This is a genomic window from Sporosarcina cascadiensis, from assembly GCF_009650995.1.
In the GTDB taxonomy this organism is placed as follows: Bacteria; Bacillota; Bacilli; order Bacillales_A; family Planococcaceae; genus Sporosarcina; species Sporosarcina cascadiensis.
In genome coordinates, this window is sequence record NZ_WHVV01000004.1 from 74,579 (window position 1) to 89,500 (window position 14,922).

General features: G+C 45.0%; 15 protein-coding genes. 2 read left to right on the forward strand and 13 right to left on the reverse strand.

The features are described 5' to 3' along the window. Positions 1–2: 2 nt before the first annotated feature. The 13 genes from GDZ68_RS05830 to GDZ68_RS05890 all read right to left on the reverse strand — a co-directional run bounded on the left by GDZ68_RS05830 (position 3) and on the right by GDZ68_RS05890 (position 13,030). Positions 3–689, reverse strand: coding sequence for a pilus assembly protein PilO (locus GDZ68_RS05830; protein ID WP_153721336.1), 687 nt, complete (start codon positions 687–689; stop codon positions 3–5). Continuing rightward, entirely contained in the window at positions 682–1,395 is a 714-nt protein-coding gene (locus tag GDZ68_RS05835; RefSeq protein ID WP_153721337.1) for a hypothetical protein, read from the reverse strand. The genes GDZ68_RS05830 and GDZ68_RS05835 overlap by 8 nt, the downstream gene beginning before the upstream one ends. Positions 1,396–1,401: 6 nt before the next feature. Beyond that, the gene (gene pilM / locus GDZ68_RS05840; protein ID WP_153721338.1) at positions 1,402–2,385 is read right to left on the reverse strand and encodes a type IV pilus biogenesis protein PilM; all 984 of its coding nucleotides are present in this window, start codon (positions 2,383–2,385) and stop codon (positions 1,402–1,404) included. A 138-nt stretch (positions 2,386–2,523) separates the two neighbouring features. Beyond that, positions 2,524–2,967 carry a type II secretion system protein gene (locus GDZ68_RS05845; RefSeq protein ID WP_194841075.1) on the reverse strand — a complete coding sequence of 148 codons (444 nt, stop codon included), beginning with the start codon at positions 2,965–2,967 and terminating at the stop codon, positions 2,524–2,526. A gap of 241 nt (positions 2,968–3,208) precedes the next feature. Continuing rightward, positions 3,209–3,646: a prepilin-type N-terminal cleavage/methylation domain-containing protein gene (locus GDZ68_RS05850; protein WP_153721339.1), complete on the reverse strand. Its 438-nt coding sequence runs from the start codon at positions 3,644–3,646 to the stop codon at positions 3,209–3,211. Between the two features lie 117 nt (positions 3,647–3,763). Continuing rightward, positions 3,764–4,975, reverse strand: coding sequence for a type II secretion system F family protein (locus GDZ68_RS05855; protein ID WP_153721340.1), 1,212 nt, complete (start codon positions 4,973–4,975; stop codon positions 3,764–3,766). Positions 4,976–4,977: 2 nt separating this feature from the next. After that, positions 4,978–6,015: a type IV pilus twitching motility protein PilT gene (locus GDZ68_RS05860; RefSeq protein ID WP_153721341.1), complete on the reverse strand. Its 1,038-nt coding sequence runs from the start codon at positions 6,013–6,015 to the stop codon at positions 4,978–4,980. A gap of 12 nt (positions 6,016–6,027) precedes the next feature. Further along, positions 6,028–7,689, reverse strand: coding sequence for a GspE/PulE family protein (locus GDZ68_RS05865; RefSeq protein WP_153721342.1), 1,662 nt, complete (start codon positions 7,687–7,689; stop codon positions 6,028–6,030). Between the two features lie 15 nt (positions 7,690–7,704). Beyond that, entirely contained in the window at positions 7,705–9,108 is a 1,404-nt protein-coding gene (locus GDZ68_RS05870) for a VanW family protein (protein WP_153721343.1), read from the reverse strand. Positions 9,109–9,276: 168 nt separating this feature from the next. After that, positions 9,277–10,836: a DUF7305 domain-containing protein gene (locus tag GDZ68_RS05875; RefSeq protein ID WP_153721344.1), complete on the reverse strand. Its 1,560-nt coding sequence runs from the start codon at positions 10,834–10,836 to the stop codon at positions 9,277–9,279. 11 nt (positions 10,837–10,847) lie between these two features. Continuing rightward, a complete protein-coding gene (locus tag GDZ68_RS05880; RefSeq protein WP_153721345.1) occupies positions 10,848–11,291 on the reverse strand; it encodes a PilW family protein in 444 nt (147 codons plus the stop codon). Further along, a complete protein-coding gene (locus tag GDZ68_RS05885; RefSeq protein WP_194841076.1) occupies positions 11,273–11,707 on the reverse strand; it encodes a type IV pilus modification PilV family protein in 435 nt (144 codons plus the stop codon). The genes GDZ68_RS05880 and GDZ68_RS05885 overlap by 19 nt, the downstream gene beginning before the upstream one ends. Positions 11,708–11,818: 111 nt before the next feature. After that, positions 11,819–13,030 (reverse strand): bifunctional folylpolyglutamate synthase/dihydrofolate synthase, encoded by a 1,212-nt coding sequence (locus tag GDZ68_RS05890; protein ID WP_194841077.1) that lies wholly within the window; start codon positions 13,028–13,030, stop codon positions 11,819–11,821. Positions 13,031–13,091: 61 nt separating this feature from the next. On the opposite strand from GDZ68_RS05890, the gene GDZ68_RS05895 reads away from it, so the two are divergent. Next, positions 13,092–13,958 carry an ATP-grasp domain-containing protein gene (locus tag GDZ68_RS05895; RefSeq protein WP_153721348.1) on the forward strand — a complete coding sequence of 289 codons (867 nt, stop codon included), beginning with the start codon at positions 13,092–13,094 and terminating at the stop codon, positions 13,956–13,958. After that, positions 13,955–14,740 (forward strand): ATP-grasp domain-containing protein, encoded by a 786-nt coding sequence (locus GDZ68_RS05900; RefSeq protein ID WP_153721349.1) that lies wholly within the window; start codon positions 13,955–13,957, stop codon positions 14,738–14,740. The genes GDZ68_RS05895 and GDZ68_RS05900 overlap by 4 nt, the downstream gene beginning before the upstream one ends. Positions 14,741–14,922 lie beyond the last annotated feature (182 nt).

Genomic DNA, 14,922 nt, shown 5'->3' on the forward strand with positions numbered 1-14,922 from the left:
TCCTACTCCGTCTTCTCGTCGCCGGTCATTTTATTGATTGTTGTCGGGTCCTCTTTTGAGGCAGCCGGCGGTGCGTCCAGTTTCGGCGCTTCATTCTGCAGATTTTCAAGATCCGGGCGGAAATAGGCATTGAACGAGATCACCAGCTCCATCGGACCGACTTCTGAGTTTTCTTCCGTCTTTTCTGCCGTCCCTTTAAACTGGATCGTCTCCACATTCAGGATGCGTCGCGTCTCTTCCACTTCATAAATGAACGTCTCGACTTCTTCATAGGTATTTGCAAGCAGCTCGACCTCCATTAGCACCGTCTGGAGATTCTGCACCTCTTCCGGCATCGTTTCAATCGCTGTCAGCTCTTTGGTGAACGACACATTCGTCACTTGGCTGCCCGACTTCACTTCTGCTTTCTCTATCTGCAGAAGCAGCCCATCTTCGAGTGGAATGACTGGGACTTTCTGCTGCAGCGGTTGTGAAGTGAATGTTTCTTCTGCATCCTTATTCGCAAGCTGTTTCTGCAGCGCAAACAGTGTATCACGCTCCGTGGACAATTGCAGTGCCGCCTGATCTTTTTGTTCTTTTGCAGGCAGATAGAGTGTATAGACCGAATAAAAGACGAGAGCAATCAGGAAGATGGAAGCCAGTGCTACTAGTCCGATTTCCATTTGGCGTTTAGTAAAATACTTACTCATTTGAAACGCCTCCTTCTGTTTCGTTCTCAACAGGCGGCTGTTCGTCCCGCGCCGGCTCTTCATCTGCAGGCTGCTCTTCTTCATCCGGTGTTTCTTCTAAGGGCTCGTCAATCGCGTCCGGATCAACGACTGCATCAGTTTCTGCCAGGTTCCGCTCATCGAGGAACTGGACAAAGTAGCGGGCCGTATATCTCGGCAGCACATCCGAAGCCAAGTCTTCCTCTTCCAGTTCTTCCGTTTCTACTTGCTCAAACGTTGCAGCGGTAACCAGGGAAGAAGCTTTCATCCGCGTTAAATAATGGGCCGCTTCCGCCATATCGTCGAACTGCACGTCAAATGTTGCTTCATTGGGCGCAGTGAATGTGAATTCTAAAAAAAATCCGCGATCCGGCAAAGCTTGTACAAGTTCCTGGATAAGCTGCACGGTTTTGTACTGATAGCCTTCCAGCCATTCGACTGTCATGGCCAAATCTGCTTTATCCTGTCCGAACTCGGAAGGTCGCAACTGCGACGTGATAGCTTCCTCTTGTTTCTGAATCTCAAAAGTCTGCGCCTGCAACGATTGAGCTTCTTCGTCATTTTTTGCAGCAAGCCAAAACAGAACGGCCCAGCTGACGAGCGCGAGCACCAAAATGCCCACTGCAACCCACAGCCATGTGGATCGTTCCTTGATTTTCTCAGGAAGGAGGTTAATATCGACTAACATATGTACTTACACCTCTTCCTTCAGCGCCAGGCCGACTGCCCGGTGATACTCCGCAGAAATAATTGATCCATCCGTGCAACAAATCGGTTCCTTAACGAGCGGAAAAGCTTCAATCGCCAGACGTTCTCTGACCAGCTGCAAGAGCTCGTCCTGCTGACCGTATGTACCGTTCCATAATAAATGTGTAATGGTCGCTTCATTCTCCGCCAAATTAAAGCGGTAGAAATTCGCCAGTTTTTCCAGCTCCATCACGATGGTGGCCGGTTCGACTTGATGTTCATTGATCTCTTCACCCGTCGTCAGACTGAGCGGAACTTCAAGCTCCATCGAGCGAATAAACAGCGGAAAATGACTGTAGAAAATCGACACGGTCAGACTGCGGCCGCGTAAGTCAGCGAGGAGAATATGTTCTTCACCGGTGAATTGATATTCTTTAAACGCCAGCCGGTAGAGAGACAGGGGTGCGATGTCCGCCACGACCGGCACCATCTTCGCGGCTTCCAAAGCGTCTTCGTATGCCTGCATGACGCTTTCTTTTGATGCAATCAGAATTGCTTCGTGCTGTGCGGCATTCGCTGTGTACGGTACGACATCAAATACCGGATCATCGAATGGCAGATAGATGGTGGAGCCGATTTCGATGAAGAAATGCCCTTTTAACTCTTCGTCTTCCACGGTGTCGGGGTAGGCGACACGACGGATAATGACATAAGCGTCAGGCGCGAGGAATGCCACATCCCGCTTCGCCAGCCCCCAGTCAGCTGCCGCTTCAGCCAGAACCTGTTTTAGAGCCGCTTCGTCGGTAATCCGGCCTTCTTCTATAACGTTCGCCGGCATCGCCATTTCCTGAGCCGTATCGAGCACCAGCGGTTCACGAGTCTTAATGCGCACATAACGTACCGCATCGTCTTCGATTGTGAGCGAGTGCGTGCGTTTGTTGCGGCCCATGAGCGGCGATATAGTATCTGAAAGCTTCGATAGAATGGACATACGGCGTTTCCCTCCGGACAGCAGGCTGATCGTGAATCAGACGACTGATTAGTTACGTTAAGTATAGCAAACAGAGTGATAGAAGGAAAGATTCATAGGGAAAATTGCATATATTTGTCTTAATCTATATGAAGTTATTTACTCGGCTCCTTCCATATGGCCACAAGGCGTTGAACCCACTACCAGTTCTTTGCCGCTGTTCTCGATCATTTTCCGTGTCGCTTTCTTAAATAAAATTTTATTCTTGCCTGCGTCAGCATTCCCGCAAATCCAAGCGGGTTTTGAATCCGCCACAAAAAGCGAGTTGTTTCCGAGTCCTTCATCTTCCAAAAAACCTTCTGCGATAAGTGTTGGCACACTGACTGATTTTATATAACCTGTTGGGTCTTCGTAATCAACAAAATACAATTCAGCAGCTTCTATAATACTTACAGCATTCGCTTTCTCCACTTTAATTTTTGAATTCTCGATAATATTTGCTATCGCAGGAACGGCGATAGCCGCGATAATTCCCAGAATGACAATGACAGCAAGAAGTTCGATAAGTGTTAGGCCGTCTGAACCTTTTATCCGTTTTTTCATACTATCTCTACTCGCATGATTGAATGTCGATTATTGCCTTTTACTTATCTGTTCCTTGATTGCTGTTTCATCAAACCTCGGCTAACAATGTATAAAAAGACTCTGAAGATATAATTCTCTTCAGAGCCAAGTTATTAGTTATTGCTTACTATCAGTTTATTTGAATTGTGTTCGAATTGTTTGGGGACCTGGTACCTCGAGTTGTGGTACCTTAAGTTGTTTGGAGATCATGTATGTCAGATTAAGGCGTTGCATTAGTTACTTCAGTCTTTTTACCACTGTCTGTTATATCTTTGCTAGTAGCATTTGTAAAAGTTACTTTAGGTTTAATTTTTTCATTTGTTGTACCAGTAAAGTGAACACCTGTGTCTTTTACTTTCTTTACTTTCCCGGTATTGGTTAGACTTCCTTCACTTTCTAAGAAGCCCTCACTTTTTAACTTGCTAATTTCAACTTCAACATCAACTTCATCTGGGTTCTCTGTAAAATACATATTTCCTGCACTAATTATATTTTGTGCATCAGCTTTTGCCGCTTTAACACGTGAGTTATCAATAATATTCCCTATAGCCGGAATAGCAATCGCCGCGATAATCCCCAAGATAACAATAACCGCCAGTAACTCGACCAATGTTAAACCTTTTTCATTTTTTAATTTCTTCTGCAAAAAATTTTTCATGTAGTTTCCTCCTCTATGTTTTCGTGTTCTATGAAATTAGTATAGCAGACTCTTTAGGAACTTAACACTAGAAAACTAGTAAATTCATAAATTAATTTTGAAATAATGGATTTTGTGTTACAAAATATCTATCTGTTCAAACATACTGAACATCGGCATCATAATTGCAAGAACAATAGTCCCGACAATCGCAGCCAAGAAAACAATCATGATTGGCTCTATGAGGGCCTTCAAGCGGTCTGTTGCCGCTTCAACTTCCTTCTCATAGAAATCTGCGACTTTTGCCAGCATCGAGTCTAATGACCCAGTTTCCTCACCGATCGCAATCATATGGGGGATTAACGGAGGAAATGCCCAGTGGTTCATCATCGGCTCCGTCAGGGATCCGCCACGCTCCATCGACTGTCTCGATTCACCGATGACACGTGAGATAACTTCATTGCCAACCACTCGCTCCGTCATTGATAATGCCTGCAAAATGGGAACAGAGCTTGAAAACATCGAACTTAATGTACGTGTCATCATGGCAAGTGCTGACTTCTTAACAATATTGCCGAATATCGGGACTCTCAGCAAAAATGAATCTAGCATATACTTCCCCTGCGGATTGCTGCGCATTAATAGGATTCCAACCACAACAGCCGCTGCAAGCAAGACTAATAGATACCAATAATGCTGGACCCAGTCACTCGCCGCCATCACAAATCGCGTCAGCCATGGCAGTTCGCCCCCGATGCTATCGAACATATCGACAAACATCGGTACGACAAATGATAACAGGAAAATGACAACGCCAATCGCCAAAATACCTACTACCACTGGATAAGCCATAGCCGAAACCACTTTCTGTCTCGTCCGGTATGCCTTCTCGTAGTGATCGGCCAGCTGATCGAGCGCTTCATCGACCGTTCCAGACAATTCACCCGCGCTGATCATATTCAAAATCAGTGGCTCGAAAACTTTCGGATGTTTCTCAAAAGCGACTGAAAGCGGCGTCCCTGTCCGCAAATCTTCCTGAATCGAATTCAATATTTTCCGGAAGGCCGGCTGTTCCACTTGCATGGACAGAATTCTTACAGCATCCACAATCGTCACGCCCGCCTGCAGCAAAGTGGAGAACTGCCGCAGGAACATAATGAGCTGATCGCGCTTCACCGGGCTGCCAATCGTAATATCTTTTGTCAGCACGGTTTCCTTCTGCTCCACAATGCTGACTACCCGGATTCCCTGGCTTTTCAGTTTAATTGCCGCGTCACGCTTATTGTTTGCCGTAATGGTCCCCCGCCGAATGGACTTGGCATCGCGACCTTCATAAGTAAAACGCGCCACGGTCAGTCATCCTCCTGCAAGTAAGGCTGTGCCATCTCATAAGAAATAATCCTTTGTTCCAAAAGTCTTTTCACTGAATGGTCCATCATATGCATACCCTGCGCGCGACTCGTTTGGATAACATTAGGTATTTGATGTGCCTTTTCCGACCTGATCAAATTCGACACCGCCGGATTATTAATCATAATTTCGGTTGCAGCACGTCGTCCTTTCCTATCAGAAGTCTGGAACAGCCGCTGGGAAACAACGGCGGTCAGCACACCCGCAAGCTGCACGCGAATCTGTGCCTGCTGGCCGTGAGGAAAGACGTCGATAATCCGGTCAATTGTGGAAGCGGCACTCCATGTGTGAAGTGTAGCCAAAACTAAGTGACCAGTTTCGGCTGCGGTAATGGCAGTCGAAATTGTCTCCAAGTCCCGCATTTCTCCGACGAGTATGACATCCGGGTCCTGCCGTAGCGCTGCCCGCAGACCGTCAGCGAATGACAGCGTATCGAATCCAACTTCCCGCTGATCGATAATCGAAGTACCGTGGTCATGCATATACTCAATCGGATCTTCCAGCGTAATGATATGTTTGCGCATCGTTTCATTCATATAGCGGATCATCGCCGCCAGTGTCGTCGATTTTCCTGACCCTGTAGGCCCTGTAACCAAGATTAATCCCTGCGCCGTATCAGCTAAATTTTTTAGTGTGTTGGGCATAAGTAAATCCTCGATCGTCGGTATTTTCGTAGGAATCGTCCGGAACGCCAATGAAATCGCCCCGCGTTGCTGAAACGCATTGACCCGGAAACGTGAGACGCCAGCAATCTCATAGGAGTAGTCGATCTGGCCAGCTTCTTTGAAATTCGCCAACATTTTTTTAGGAACTGTCTGGTTCGCAATTTCCCGAGTATCGTCTTCGTTCAGTACTGTTTCACCGTATCGCTTCAACTCGCCATGTATACGGAATACAGGAGGGACGCCGACTGTGAGGTGAATATCAGAAGCTTTCATTTGAAACGCATCAGTTAGTAATTGATCAATTCGTTCTGGCATTAGCACACACCCCTATTCAATCAAGGCCACTCGCAACACTTCCTCAGTAGTTGTAATGCCCTGCTTTACTTTTTCTAAACCATCATCAATCAGGAAAATCGTCGCACTACGCTCCGCAATTTCCCGCATGACGCTCGGTGACATATTATTATTGATGGCTTCGCGCATCTCCGCGTTGATAAGTAATACTTCATGAATCGCAATTCGTCCGCGGTAGCCGGTCATATTACACGCCGGACAGCCCGCCCCGCGGTTGACTGCTTCAATCGTCATACCGCGTTTCGCGAAAATCTCCTGCTCACGCTGTGTTGCCGGCTGGCGTGTACCGCAGTCGCGGCAAACTCTCCGAATCAAACGCTGCGCGACGATGGCATTCAATGAAGCCGTCAGCAAAAACGGCTCCACGCCCATATCGAGCAGACGCGAAATAGAGGCGACAGAATCGTTCGTATGGATCGTACTTAAAACTAAATGCCCCGTCAATGACGCTCGAATCGCAATTTCCACGGTCTCTTTATCACGGATTTCACCGACCATGACAATATCGGGGTCCTGCCGCAAAATCGAGCGCAGTCCTGTCGCGAACGACAATCCGACATTGTTATTCACCTGTATTTGATTGATTCCTTCGAGCTGATACTCGACCGGATCTTCAATCGTAATGATATTGACGTCTTCATCATTCAGCCTATTTAATGCCGCGTATAGCGTAGATGATTTACCTGAGCCGGTTGGTCCTGAAATTAATATGATGCCGTTCGGCTTTTCGATTTCCTCTAAAAAGCGTTTCAAATTAGTCGGACCGAAGCCGAGCTTAGCCAAGTCGTTCAGCGAGCTGCTCAAGTCCAAAATCCGCATGACGACCTTCTCTCCAAAAACGGTCGGCAGAGTAGAAAGGCGCAGGTCAATCGGCCGGAAATCAATTGTAATCTTAATTCGGCCGTCCTGCGGGATGCGTGATTCAGTAATATTCAGATTTCCCATGATTTTGATCCGCGCAATCAGCATGGACTGCATATGCTTTGGAAGCACCCGCTCCGTATGCAGTTTTCCGTCCACACGGAAACGGATGACGACCTGGTGTTCCTGCGGGTCGATGTGGATATCACTCGCTTTCATAGATACAGCGCTCGAAATAATCTGATTGACGAGCCGGACGATCGGCGAATCATTATCAACTAGTTCTTCTTGCTGCTGTTCGGCTTGCGGTTCGGGTTCATCGAATACAATATCGTCAAACAATTCGTCATCATAATACCTTGTAATTGTTCTCACAATATCATCTTTTGAAGCGATCGCCGTCTCAATATGGAAACCGGTCGACAGACGCAGATCTTCAATCGTGTTATAGTCCATCGGGTCCGCCATCGCGACGAATAATTTATCGCCATCGCGCTTTAGCGGTACAATCATTTTCTGCTTCGCAAGTCCTTTCGGCACTACGTTAAAGAGTTTCGGATCAAACGGATAGCGAAATAAATTCACATGCGGTATGCCGAGCTGGAACTCCAGCACTTCAATCAGCTGCTGCTCAGTAATATAGCCCCGCTGCAGCAATGCGTCCCCAAGCCGCTGATCCCGCGGCTTGTCTTTCAGCGTGCTCATCAGCTGCTCATCCGTCAATAATCCGGATTCTATTAATAAATCACCCAGACGCTTTCTAGTTGATGCCATCTGAATCCCCCTCTGTCAGTCGATTGGATTGCCGTCTTTGTCGAACTTCATGATGTTTCCGCCTTTATCATAGATGACTTTATTGTCGTCTTTTCCGCCTGATGCATTTGGTTTAGAAGTATCGTTTCCAGGCTTGCCGGATGAATTTCCGCTATTTCCTGAACCAGTCCCTCCATTACCGTTTGTGTTTCCGGCAGATGAACCGCCTTCATTCGAATCACTGCTTCCGAAGTCGCCTTCTGTCCCGCTTTCAACACTGCCACCGCTTGTCCCGTTCTGAATCAGATGATGACGTTCCACCCGCGGAATTGGCATATAGAAATCTACTGAAATATCTTCATAGTCTTCGAGTGCGCCGTTGAGCATTACTTTCCGCTTCACTGTCGCTTCGAGTCCTTTCTTTCCGCTGTCCAATGTTTCCTTGACACCCGGCGAAACGAAGGCACTATAGCGGATCACCGTTTTCGGCTCGTAGGTCTTCAATGTTTCAACTTCTGGTTCATAACTATGAACAAACGGCAGTCCTTCCACCGTCAGTTCAAGTTGGGAGTTTGTCCAATTGGTATGAATGGTGAATACGGTTTGATTCGGATTGGAAAATAGTAAATTCAGACCGAGCTTACGGTTGATCGCCGCTTCAAAACCAGGCTGCACTTCCGCCGTCAACTCGCTGCTTATATTTCGCTCGTCAATAATCCAGTTCGTCTGGAGCGCCGCCGCGTACAGTATGGATGCCATGATGGTCATCTCTTCATCCGAGGCAGCCGCCGATTCCTTGCCCTCCAAAAATTCTGTGAATGAAAACGTGGAGTTCGGCTGAATTTCCGTTCCATCCAGGTCATTCATCAACAACCGGATACCTTTTGGAACCTCCGAGAGCTGATAATATGCCGTCGCAATGGTCTGTGTCTGTGAATACAAATTAGGAATAAATTCAGGCAGATGAATCCGCTGCGGCATGATTCCACTGCGCACATATTCTTCTATTTTAGAAGCGACCGTATCTACTTCATCTTCCGAGAATGAGAGCGAATCAAAATTCTGTTTCAGCACCGTTCGCAACCCATCACGCGAAACATCCGCAATCAAAGCATTATCCTGCCCGGAAGCCGCTTGCGAAAGCGTGGCGTCCGGATCGAATGTAATCACTTCAGCGGGCACCTGAACAGAATAATCCTGCACAAGCAGCTCAACTTGCAGATTCTCATCCAGTTCGTTGAAGTCACCCGCCAGCTTCTCCTTCGCTTTTTTACGGCTCATCTTTGATACATCAAAAGGCCCGACATACGTATGCTTGCCGAAACGCTTGATGTTTGAGAAGAAGCCGTCACCTGCGTACGTGTCCTGGACGAAGAGTGCGGAGAGAGCCAGGAGTGCGGCTGCACAGAGCAGGGTTATTGTGTATAGTTTTGGTTTCATAACATACCTCTCTCACATATTTTTTATTCACATTTATTAGTTGCCAATTAACCAACATGACCTCACAAAATTATGCATTACTTGGAGCTGAGTTGAAGAAAAAATGCAAATAACCGTATGAACAGAATGTGTAATGGAAAACTTAAATTTATTTGGAGGCTTTTCACTTTATTTTTCTTTGAAATCCGTCTTCGATAGGTGAGTAGTGCCGTAAGGAGGACCTGTTTGTACAGGAGGTGCAGGTTCCGGATCTTTTATACCTGGCCCAATTGGAACGCTTTCTACGTTTGGTTTTTTATAATTCACAGTAGCTCCACCATTAGCAGTGAAATTATCCGCATAAATTGCTCCATTTACGCTCCCTCCACCCGATAACTTAACTTCGGCATTCGGTGCTAAAATCATAGTTGGATCGGCTTTTACACCTCCACTGATTGAAACTTTTTCCCCGCCAGTTAAAATATTGCCCTTTATGCCACCGCCACCCGTCATAGTAATGTTGGCATCTTCCGCATAAAACGATCCGTTTATTTGAGTTTCATCAGAAAAGAAGACTTCTTTATGTTTATTAGTAGTAGAACCTTGCAAGAAGATTCCTAATTGATTCGCAGATGAGCTATTACCAATAGAACCCTTTACATTAATTTTGTCACTTACCATAAAAGTCAATTTACCTGTACCTATAACTTGAATATGACCTTGAATAACATCAAGATTATCTACTACAATAACTCTGTCTTCATTACCCACATTTATTTTTAAGGTATTATTTTGGTCCACTTTAAGATTAGTTAAATGAAGGTTTTCTGTCATGTCCAAGGTATAATTATCTGTCATCCAGTTATCGGCATATAAACTACCATTCTTAATAACTTCTTTTTTATTATTTCCATTTGTAATGGTTATATTGGATGGCATATTATATGGAGGAAATTCCGGAAAACCAGGAAGCTCTATTACTCCCTCATCTTTCAGCCCTATAGGTATTGTTGTATTCATCCAATCCGGCTTTTTGAGAGCATCGTTCTCAGAGCCACTTGGAACAAATATATTTCCTGAAATTGAAGCACCGCCATCAAGAGTAACAGACTTATCCCCTTTCAAATTGGTGCCGACACTTCCATTGATCGTTCCATTAGGCATTTTTATAGTACCGTTAACAAAAACCGCTGTTCCCTCAGGTACATTTATTGTAGGCAAGCTTGAGTTTGTTCCATTATTACCTGAGCTTGGGTTGTCTGAATTTCCACCCTGACCTGGGGGAAGTGAAGTTGTCGGTTCGTAACTAACGTGTATTTTTTGAACAACAGTTCTTTCTTTTTTACCGATTTTCCCTGTAGATTCAATAACTAGTTCTTCAGTGGAACCTTCCTTATTTATAATAAGAGTTTTAATTTTCGGCTTTTCATTTTGAAAACTTTCAAAGTCAACTTTTTTTACATCCTCTATAATATTCGCAGATATTATTTCAGAATATACTGCATTAAAAAATTCTGTTGAACTTTTATAATCAATATTTTCAGCATTATTTTCAGCAATTTTATTAATTTTTACAAGTGCATAATTCACCCCTGCCTCAGCGATGTAAAAAACTGATTGATCGTCCCGTTCCCCTCTTGTAATAAAAGAGTTATTGAATGATAGTCCCAATATGGAGGCACCAAGCACCATTAGAACCACTAAAACCATTAGAACAGCAACAAGAGTAAAACCTCTTTCTTTTTGCAAACAGAACACCCCTATCTGGTAGTTATCGTAGTTTCTGCCTTAATATAATTTCTTTCATATTTTTCTTTGCTCTTAATCTCTATGTGGACTGTTTTGGCAGATATAGGTGTAACTAAGAAGCTTTCAATGTTATCAGCAAGTATTTCATCATTTTTATAAAGTATGTTCCCAACTTTTTCATATTTGTCATTCCCAATTAACAGTACATTATCATTATTAACATTAAAATTATTTTTTCTGCGTATTTCTTTTGTGATGTATTTAAAAACATACTGAATTGATTGTTGGTGAGTAGTTCTTTCCTCTTGTATCTCATATTCTTTTTGTCCAGTGAAATATAAACTGAAAACTAATATTCCCACTGATGACAAAATTACTAAAACGGCTAGCAACTCAACAAGAGTAACTCCAACTTGACTCCGAAGAGATTTTTTAATTAGTTGTTTTCCCACCATAATATCGTCTCCATTTGTGCTCTTTGTTTTTTAGTATTGCTCAGTTCAAATACTTTTACTATAACATGAGACATTTGGTTGTTTGGTTCTTTTAAGTCAACTAAGATTATATAATTTATATTATTATAAAGCTGATCTTTTATATAAGTCTTTTTCGTAGGAGAATCCAGAGTAAATCCTAAGTTTTTTATATTAGTAACAGTAGTTGGATAAACTCTACTATCATTTTTTATGTCTATTATATTTTCCATTGTCGCTTGAGCAATATATGTCGCATCCATAATTTCATTAGATATATTATTTTGTTTTGCCACGATTGGAAAAAAGGTCAAAAATGATACGATTAAGAGAGATAAAATGACAAGAGATGCCAATATCTCCACCAATGTCATTCCTCTTTCATTGTTTGCTTTCATGACGATTCTCCTTTCCTCTATATCTCTCATTATCTTCATATAATACGGCCTGTCATCAAACTAAATACCTTATTTTCTAAATGATTGCTAGTTAATTTGATCTGATTAAGTCTATTGTCTCATTAAACTACTCAACAAGTAAAGAGAGCCAACCACAACTTTTATGTCTTTTTCTGCACAAGTTAGATCCAATTCATCTGCCGATAGGACTTCGCTGTTTTCTATGGTGCAGACAGCCTGCAGGTCTTCCGCTTTTGCTGCTTGGGCATGTGGGAAGTTGACGAATGTGAAACGGCTGGCGAGTGGAGATAGGATTTCTATAGTTTTCGCATAGTCTTTTGTATTCAGCATGCCGACGATCCAGTGCACTTTTTCATTGGGAAATTCCTGCCGGATGGTTTCCACTAGTTTTCCGGCAGCCGCAGGATTATGTGCACCGTCTATAAACACGCCTTCCCTGATTTCCTGAAAACGAAACGGCAGCTGGACATTGCGTATGGCATCCGCTACTTGCATTTGCTGTAATGGAACGCCCGCCTGCAGCAACGCTTCGAGCGCCACCGCATGATTGACTGCTTGATGAGGCCCTTTCATCTTGCGTGACGGGATGCGGAATTCTGATATGCCGCTGAAGACTTCGAGGTTTCTCTGTCTCATGACAAACTCTTCGCCATATATCCGTACCATGCTTTTATGGCGGGCAGCTTCGGCCAGGGCCACTTCTTTAGCTTCTGCCGGCAGATCTCCAATGACAGCAGGGATCAACGGTTTGATGATGCCCGCTTTATGTGCCGTGATCTCTGACAATGTATGTCCAAGAAATCCGGTATGATCGAGTGCAATCGACGTAATCACCGAAACCAGCGGCGTCACGACATTCGTACTGTCAAACCGTCCGCCCATTCCGGTTTCCAATAAAACGTAATCAGGTGCAGCATTCCGAAAAGCCAAAAAAGCCGCCAGTGTCAGCAATTCGAAATCGGTCAGCATGCCGCTAATACCCGCTGCATTCATTTCCTCAAACACATACTCCAGTTCAGCTGGCGAAATAGGATCCCCGTTTATTCGGATCTGGTCATGGATATCAATCATCGCTGGCGAAGAAAACACGCCTGTCGAATAACCATGCGCCTGCAGCACTGCTTCCATCACTGCAATTGTCGAGCCTTTGCCGTTTGTGCCGGCGACATGAATGATGCGCAGGTCTTTTTCCGGATTTAATACAAGTGAAAGTGCTTCTTCTATCGCTGCTAGCCCTGGTTTGATAGAGTCGTCACTCTCTATATCAAATTGTTTTTTATATTCATCAAGTTTTGGAATCAAAGAAATTCCTCCTGTGCTAAAATTAATGTATAGATTCATTATAGCAAAGGTGGCGGAGTGATTGAAAAGTTGTTGGATTATTTATAACGGGAGTTTACTGAGTGATAAATTTGCCGATCAGGCCCGGCTTGTCGGAGAAGCGGCAATCAGAGCTGGAGTTGAAGTTCTTCTCCTTCGAAACAATGAAATCCCGATCGATCTGCAGGAACCAATCCATAACCCGCCTGATTTCGTAATTTTTCTCGATAAAGATATTCTGCTCGCAAGATACCTGAAGCAAAACGGAATCCCTATCTTCAACGATCCTGAAGTCATCGAGACTTGCGATAATAAAGCGAAACAATATTTGGAGCTGGCGAAACACGAGGTTCCTATGCCTCGGACAATCATTGCGCCGAAAGTGTATCCGAATTTCACCATTCGCGACAGCGGCTATTATGAAATTGTGCTCGAGCAGCTGGGACTGCCGATGATTATCAAGGAAGGTCATGGTTCGTTCGGCATGAAAGTATATTTAATTGAAACTGAGGAAGCTTTCTATGAAAAGGTAGATGAATTGCGTGGAGTAGATTATGTATTTCAGGAATTCATTGAAACGAGCAAAGGGCGTGATCTGCGAGTGAATATTGTCGGGGATGATGTGGTCGCAGCGATGCATCGACACTCTGAGACTGATTTCCGCGCGAATATCACAAATGGCGGCACAGCGGAAGTCGTTGAACTGACTGTCGAACAACAACAGCTGGCTCTGCGCGCAGCTAAAGCAGTCGGTGCAGAATTTGCAGGTGTCGACCTGCTGTACGGTCCGAATGAAACACCGCTTGTCTGCGAAGTGAACGCCGCTGCCCATATACGTAATATTTATAACGTAACAGGGATCAACGTAGCGGATGCGATGATCAGCTATATATTGAGGAAGCTTACATGAAAGGCGCCGTATACTATAGCGCACAGGAAGCGTTGCGCAATCAGGGGTTCATTGCCGATCTGCTGACAGAAGCGAAATGGCATGAGTTATCACTTGAGTTAATCACTTCGCCTCCATCATCGTCCTATGATTTCCTAATCTACCGTGACAGAAACCCGGAGCTCGCCCGTCAACTGGAACAAACTGGCTGTCGCCTGTTCAACCGTCCAGCCGTCAATGAAATCGCCAACGATAAACTGCGGACATTCGAACTCGCTTCCCTGCTCGGCATTCCCGCTGTTCCGACGTTTCGTGCAGATAAACGGCTGCCTGACTTACCGTTCGTGCTGAAAACTCGCAACGGGCATGGCGGCAGTGAAGTATTTCTATGCCGTACGCAGGTACAGGCAGACGAAGTACTCAGCCGATATGCAGAAAACGAACTCATCGTCCAGCCATTCATCGAGTCCAACTCACAAGATGTCCGCGTCTTCATGCTCGGCGACGAAGTTTTAGGCGCCGTAAAACGCTCAGGTGCCGCAGATTCATTCAAGTCCAACTACACACTGGGCGGATCGGTCGAGAAATACACACTGGATAACACACAGACAAAACAAGTTCAAACCGTCGCCCGCGCCATTAAAAGCGACTACATTGGCATCGACTTCCTGCTGCCTGGGCACGGCGGCTGGCTGCTGAATGAAATCGAAGATCCCGTCGGCGCGCGCTCACTATACGCAACGCATGATTTTTCCGTTGCCGAGAAGCTGATGGCTTACATACAGAACCAAATGGAGTCATGAAAGGCTCGCTCCCCGACTGGTTTGGTTCGCTTGTGAAGTGGTATGGCGCGTTCGCTATCCAGTTTGGTGCGGGGCCGGCATGGTTTGGCGCGCTTGAGGAGTTGTTTGGTTCGTTTAACCGGGTTTTGGCGCGTCACGATGCCGTAAGCAAAAAAAAACTGCCCAGGATGTCAAAATGACTT

Coding starts and splice junctions, on each gene's coding strand:
- GDZ68_RS05830 (WP_153721336.1), bottom strand. CDS start 689: ATGAGTAAGTATTTTACTAAACGCCAAATGGAAATCGGACTAGTAGCA.
- GDZ68_RS05900 (WP_153721349.1), top strand. CDS start 13,955: ATGAAAGGCGCCGTATACTATAGCGCACAGGAAGCGTTGCGCAATCAG.
- GDZ68_RS05860 (WP_153721341.1), bottom strand. CDS start 6,015: ATGCCAGAACGAATTGATCAATTACTAACTGATGCGTTTCAAATGAAA.
- GDZ68_RS05885 (WP_194841076.1), bottom strand. CDS start 11,707: ATGAAAGCAAACAATGAAAGAGGAATGACATTGGTGGAGATATTGGCA.
- GDZ68_RS05835 (WP_153721337.1), bottom strand. CDS start 1,395: ATGTTAGTCGATATTAACCTCCTTCCTGAGAAAATCAAGGAACGATCC.
- GDZ68_RS05880 (WP_153721345.1), bottom strand. CDS start 11,291: ATGGTGGGAAAACAACTAATTAAAAAATCTCTTCGGAGTCAAGTTGGA.
- GDZ68_RS05845 (WP_194841075.1), bottom strand. CDS start 2,967: ATGAAAAAACGGATAAAAGGTTCAGACGGCCTAACACTTATCGAACTT.
- GDZ68_RS05865 (WP_153721342.1), bottom strand. CDS start 7,689: ATGGCATCAACTAGAAAGCGTCTGGGTGATTTATTAATAGAATCCGGA.
- pilM (WP_153721338.1), bottom strand. CDS start 2,385: ATGTCCATTCTATCGAAGCTTTCAGATACTATATCGCCGCTCATGGGC.
- GDZ68_RS05850 (WP_153721339.1), bottom strand. CDS start 3,646: ATGAAAAATTTTTTGCAGAAGAAATTAAAAAATGAAAAAGGTTTAACA.
- GDZ68_RS05870 (WP_153721343.1), bottom strand. CDS start 9,108: ATGAAACCAAAACTATACACAATAACCCTGCTCTGTGCAGCCGCACTC.